3 protein-coding genes and 1 pseudogene are annotated in these 6,002 nt (G+C 75.1%); 3 read left to right on the forward strand and 1 reads right to left on the reverse strand.

All coding sequences use genetic code 11. The features are described from left to right. Positions 1-455, reverse strand: a pseudogene (locus Q6969_RS12110) (hypothetical protein); the annotation flags it as partial. A 339-nt stretch (positions 456-794) separates the two neighbouring features. Here Q6969_RS12110 and Q6969_RS12115 point away from each other — a divergent pair. The 3 genes from Q6969_RS12115 to recQ all read left to right on the forward strand — a co-directional run bounded on the left by Q6969_RS12115 (position 795) and on the right by recQ (position 5,389). Next, positions 795-2,915 carry an ExeM/NucH family extracellular endonuclease gene (locus Q6969_RS12115; RefSeq protein WP_317230667.1) on the forward strand — a complete coding sequence of 707 codons (2,121 nt, stop codon included), beginning with the start codon at positions 795-797 and terminating at the stop codon, positions 2,913-2,915. 87 nt (positions 2,916-3,002) lie between these two features. Continuing rightward, positions 3,003-3,404 carry a thioredoxin gene (gene trxA, locus Q6969_RS12120; protein ID WP_104290319.1) on the forward strand — a complete coding sequence of 134 codons (402 nt, stop codon included), beginning with the start codon at positions 3,003-3,005 and terminating at the stop codon, positions 3,402-3,404. A gap of 110 nt (positions 3,405-3,514) precedes the next feature. Further along, entirely contained in the window at positions 3,515-5,389 is a 1,875-nt protein-coding gene (gene recQ, locus Q6969_RS12125; protein ID WP_317230668.1) for a DNA helicase RecQ, read from the forward strand. The last annotated feature ends 613 nt before the right edge of the window (positions 5,390-6,002 follow it).

The raw sequence follows: 6,002 nt of genomic DNA on the forward strand, positions 1-6,002 counted from the left end.
AGCGGCAGGCGGGCGGGGCCCGCCCCGGCGGGCCCCTGGAACACCCGGGGCGACGCGGGCAGCTCGGGGGGGGGGGCCCCGGAGGGGGCGGCGGCGCGCACGGCGGATCCGGCGTCGGCGAGGGTCGGCAGCGGCAGGCGGGCGGGCCCGGCCTCGGCGGCCTCCTGGAACACGCGGAGCGACGCGTGCAGCTCGGGGAGGGCGGCCTCGAAGGCGTCGTCGTCGGTGAGGGGGAGCTGGATCCACCCGCCCGCGAGCTCGAGTCCCGCCCCGGCGAGGCGGTCGCGCAGCTCCCGGCCGCGGCCGAGGTAGCCGACCGGCCCGAGGTCGATCCCGGAGTAGCCGGTCTCGGCCAGCGCCTCCACCATGTCGTCGGGGGTGACGACCTCGGCGCCCTCGGGGGTCAGCTCGAACACGCCGAAGCTGACGGGCGCACCCGCGACGGTCGCCCTCATCGACGGGACCGGGGCGCGCGGGGGCGGGTGGGGAGGAGCGGGGAGGAGGGGGACATGCGGCGGTGCACAGCCTCTCGGTCGGCGGACGCGCCGGGCGCCCGGCGGCGGAATGTCCTTACAATAGTACAAGCACACCGGGCGCTCAACGTCCGACGAGGAGCCGCGGAGGTCCCGGACGGCGGCACCGCAGGAGCGCACCGTGCGGCCAGGGTCCACGGGCTGCCGGCATGTGACGAGCGGGTGACGGGACGGTGCCCGGCCTCCCCCTGCGGCCCCGCGCCGCATAGCCTCGAGGAGGTGCCCCGCCGGGCACCGTCACGCGATGGAGGGGGACACCGGATGACGGCGCACGACGAGGACACCACGAGGCGCGCGGGCCGCGCGCTCCGCCGACCGGCTGCCGTGGGGACGGCGCTGGCCCTCGCCCTGGGCGCGCTGGTCGCAGCCCCCGCGCAGGCCGACACCGTCTCCATCGCGGACGTGCAGGGGACCGGCGGCACGACGCCGTACGCCGGCCGGGTCGTCACCGTGGAGGGCGTCGTCACGGGCGACTACCGCGGCGCGAGCGGCTACGCCGGCGTCGCCATCCAGACCGCCGGCAGCGGAGGCGCGGTCGACGCGACGCCCGGCGCCTCCGACGGGCTGTTCGTCTACCTGGGCGCCGCGGACCCGGCCGTCGCGATCGGCGACCTCGTGCGCGTCACGGGCACCGCCTCCGAGCGGCAGGGCCAGACCCAGGTGTCCGCCACCGCGACCGACCTCGTGCAGGCCGGAGTCGGCGTGCCCGCCCCCACCGCGCTGCCCGACACGCTGCGCGGCGCGGACCGCGAGTCGCTCGAGAGCATGCTCGTCACGCCGACGGGCGAGTACCGCGTCGGATCCGCCCACCAGCTCGAGTCCTTCGGCACGCTGTGGCTGAGCGCGGGCGCCGACCTGCCCGTGAAGGCCACCGACGTGGTGCGGCCGGGCGCGGAGGCCGACCGGATCGCCGCCGACAACCGCGCGCGCCGGCTCCTCCTCGACGACGGATTCGCCATCCAGCTGACGAACGCCGCCTACCCGGCCGGCGCGACCCAGCCGTACTACTCGGCCGAGCAGGTCGTCCGGAACGGCGACGCGCCGGTCTTCCCCGCGACGCCCTACGTGCTCGCCTTCGGCTTCGACGACTGGCGCCTGCAGCCCACGACCCCGCTGACCTCGCTCGACGCGGTCGGCCGCGTGCCGACCTTCACGAGCGCGGCGCCGCGCCCGGCCGTCGCGCCGGAGGTCGGCGGCGACGTCCGCATCGCCGGCTTCAACGTCCTCAACTACTTCACGACGCTCGGGGAGCGCGGCGCGCAGACCGCCGAGGAGTTCCGCGCCCAGCGCGCCAAGATCGTCACGGCCATCACCGGGCTCGACGCGCAGGTCGTGACCCTGATGGAGATCGAGGACTCGACGCGCTTCGGCGAGCCGGCCGACACCGCCACCGCCGACCTCGTGCGCGGTCTGAACGACGCGGCGGGATCGGCGGTGTGGGACTACGTGCGCACCCCCGCGGCGCTCCAGGGCACCCCGACCGACGAGATCCAGAACGCCATCGTCTACCGGGCCGACGCGGTGACGCCCGTGGGCGCGGCCGCCACGCAGATCGACGAGACGGTGTGGGGCAACGCCCGCGAGCCGATCGCGCAGTCGTTCCGCGGCGGCGACCGGACCTTCACGGTGGTCGCGAACCACTTCAAGTCGAAGTCGGGATCCGGCACCCAGCCCGCCGACGGCCAGGGCTTCTTCAACGCCGACCGGGTCGCGCAGGCCCGGGCCGTCGCGCGCTTCGCGACCGAGCTGCGCGCGTCGAGCGGGTCGGACCTGCTCTACCTGCTCGGCGACTTCAACGCCTACTCCGAGGAGGACCCCATCCAGGTCCTCCGCGACGCGGGCTTCGTCGACCTGGTGGCCGCGCGCGCCCCCGGCGAGCGCACGTACTCCTTCGACGGGGAGGTCGGATCGCTCGACCACGTGCTCGCGACCGGCACCGGGGCGCGCCAGGTCACGGGCGTCGGCGTCTGGGACGTCAACGCGCCGGAGTGGGCGGCGCGCCAGTACGACGGCGCCGCCACCGACGGCACGAGCGCGTTCCGCTCGAGCGACCACGACCCCGTGGTGGTCGGCCTCGACACGGTGCGCGACGCGTCGAGCCTCACCGGCCACGCCGACCGGCTCCTCGCGCGCAGCGGCCAGCCCGTGCGGTACTCGGTGCGGCTCGCGGCCGGCGGGGCGCCCGTCACGGGTCGCGTGCAGATCCTGGACCGGGGGCGCGCGATCGCGTCGGTCGACCTGACCGAGGCCGATGCGGGCCGCGCGACGGTGACGCTGCCGCGCCTGTCGCGGGGGATCCACCTGCTCACGGCGTCCTACTCCGGCGATGACGCGGCCCGGGGCTCCCGCACCGTCTGGCCCTCGATCGTCCTCGTCTGGTAGCGGCGGGGCGGCGCGGGCGGAATGCCCGGGCCGCCCGGCCTGTTGCACCCCACGACCCTGACGACGAGCACGAGAAGAGGACGCACCATGGCCACCACTGAACTGACCGCCGAGAACTTCGAGAGCATCGTCGACCAGAACGGCATCGTCGTCGTCGACTTCTGGGCCGACTGGTGCGGCCCGTGCAAGCAGTTCGCGCCGGTGTTCGACCAGTCGAGCGAGAAGCACGCCGACATCGTCCACGGCAAGGTCGACACCGAGGCGCAGCAGTTCCTCGCGCAGCAGGCGAACATCTCCGCCATCCCGACGCTGATGATCTTCAAGGACCAGACGCTCATCTTCAGCCAGGCGGGCGCGCTGCCCGCCCCGGCGCTGGAGTCGCTCATCCAGGAGGTGCGCGCCGTCGACGTGGCCGCCCTCAAGGAGCAGGCGGCGGCCGAGGCCGCGCAGGCCACCCCCGGCGCGAGCTCGGACCCCACCGCGATCTGAGCCGCGCCCGATCCGCGACGACGGCCCCTCCCCATCCGGGAGGGGCCGTCGTCGTCCCCGACCCCGCCCCACCGCCGCCTGCTCCCCGGGGCCCGGATACGATTGCCGCGATGACCTCCACCCCTCCCGCGCCCGCCGGATCCCCCGCCCTGGCCCCCGCCCTCGAGCGCCTCGGCACGGTCTTCGGGTACGACGCCTTCCGCGGCGACCAGCAGGAGATCGTCGAGCACGTCATCGGCGGCGGCGACGCCCTGGTGCTCATGCCCACGGGCGGCGGCAAGTCGCTCTGCTACCAGATCCCGAGCCTCGTGCGCGAGGGCACCGGCGTCGTCATCTCGCCCCTCATCGCCCTCATGCAGGACCAGGTCGACGCCCTGCGCGCCGTGGGCGTGCGGGCCGCGTTCCTCAACTCCACGCAGGACCTCGAGACCAGCCGCGAGGTCGAGCGCGCCCTCCTCGACGGCGACCTCGACCTGCTGTACCTCGCGCCGGAGCGGCTCATCCTCGACCGCATGGGGCGTCTCCTCGACGAGGCGCGCATCGCGCTCTTCGCCATCGACGAGGCGCACTGCGTCTCCCAGTGGGGCCACGACTTCCGCAAGGACTACCTCTCCCTGTCCATGCTGGCGGAGCGCTGGCCCGAGGTGCCGCGCATCGCCCTCACCGCGACCGCCAACGAGGCCACGCACGCCGACATCACGGCGCGCCTCGGCCTCCAGGACGCCCGGCACTTCGTCTCCTCGTTCGACCGGCCCAACATCCGCTACCGGATCGTGCCGAAGGCCGAGCCGCGCAAGCAGCTGGTCGACCTCATCCGCACCGAGCACGCGGGCGACGCGGGCATCGTCTACTGCCTCTCCCGGAAGACGGTGGAGCAGACCGCGGAGGCGCTGAACAAGCAGGGCATCACCGCGCTGCCGTACCACGCGGGCCTCGACGCGGCGGTCCGCCAGCGCAACCAGGCGCGCTTCCTCCGCGAGGACGGCATCGTCATGTGCGCCACCATCGCCTTCGGCATGGGCATCGACAAGCCGGACGTGCGGTTCGTCGCCCACATCGACCTGCCGAAGTCCATCGAGGGCTACTACCAGGAGACGGGGCGCGCGGGCCGCGACGGCCTGCCGTCCACCGCCTGGCTCGCCTACGGGCTCCAGGACGTGGTGCAGCAGCGCCGCATGATCGACCAGTCCGAGGGCGACGCGCAGCACCGGCGGCGGCTCGCCCAGCACCTCGACGCCATGCTCGCGCTCTGCGAGACCGTGGGGTGCCGTCGCGTGCAGCTCCTCCGCTACTTCGGCGAGGAGACGGGCCCGTGCGGCAACTGCGACACGTGCCTCGAGCCCGTCGAGACGTGGGACGCGACCGTCCCGTCGCAGAAGCTCCTCTCCACTGTCGTGCGGCTGCAGCGCGAGCGCGGCCAGCGGTTCGGGGCGGCGCACCTCATCGACATCCTGCGCGGCGAGGAGACCGACCGCGTGCGCCAGCAGGGCCACGACCAGCTCGCCACCTTCGGCATCGGCACCGAGCTCACCGACGTCCAGTGGCGCGGGGTGGTGCGCCAGCTCCTCGCGCAGGGCCTCCTCGGCGTGAGCGACGACGGCTACGGCACCCTCGTCATCACGGCCGGCAGCGGCGACGTCCTGACGGGTGCGCGCCAGGTGCCCATGCGGCAGGAGCCCGAGCGCATCGTCCGCGGACGCGGCACGCGCACCACGCGGAGCCGCGGCGGCCAGGTGGTCGACCTCCCCGAGGAGGCGCAGGGCCTGTTCGAGGCGCTCCGCGCCTGGCGCTCGGAGCAGGCCAAGGAGCAGGGCGTGCCCGCCTACGTCGTGTTCGCCGACGTCACGCTGCGCGAGGTCGCCACGGTGCGCCCGGCGGACCTCGGGCAGCTGGCGCAGGTCACGGGCGTCGGGCAGAAGAAGCTCGACACGTACGGCGAGGGCCTCCTGGCGGTCGTCGCCGAGGAGTCCACCGCCTCCGCCTAGGTTCCGGCGGCGCGGCGGGGGAGAGGGACCCGGTCCCGAGCCTCGAGGGCTGCGGGACCGGGCCGCGCACACGACCGACTTTTACCCGAAGACCGGCCCGGCGCTGGCGGGACAGCTCACCCGAAGAGCTGTCGCCGTTGCCCACGATCGTACTGGTCCGTGCGTCCGCCCCATGCGGGCTGTGAGGAGCGACGGCGTCCCGCTGCCGGACGCGCGGCGGGCCGACGGGTCCGCTCCCGGTGCGCCGCGCCGCTGAGGGCCGCGCTTCCGCGGGCGACGCAGGCCTCGGGCGACCCCCTCGGGATGCCGCCCTCCGGGCCGGCACGCGACGCGCCCGTCCTGGCCCCGTCGCCCGACCCCGCGCTGAGGGTTCCCACAACCCGCGGGCCGTCGCCGCGGGACCGCGTTGGAGGCCCGCGACGGGACATTCGGCAGGTGGAGGAATCGTCCGTAGCGTGGCCGGTGCCGGCAGGGACGCCGGCGGAGACGACGGCACGGAGGATCCATGGTCGACACGGCGGCACGAGGACGCACCACCCGCGGCACGAGGGGACGGGGCCCCGCCGCGAGCCCGCGCGACGGCGGCGCGCCCGCGGACGGCGCGCTCCGCGAG

It is taken from the genome of Clavibacter sp. MX14-G9D, assembly GCF_032917815.1.
Taxonomy (GTDB): Bacteria; Actinomycetota; Actinomycetes; order Actinomycetales; family Microbacteriaceae; genus Clavibacter; species Clavibacter michiganensis_K.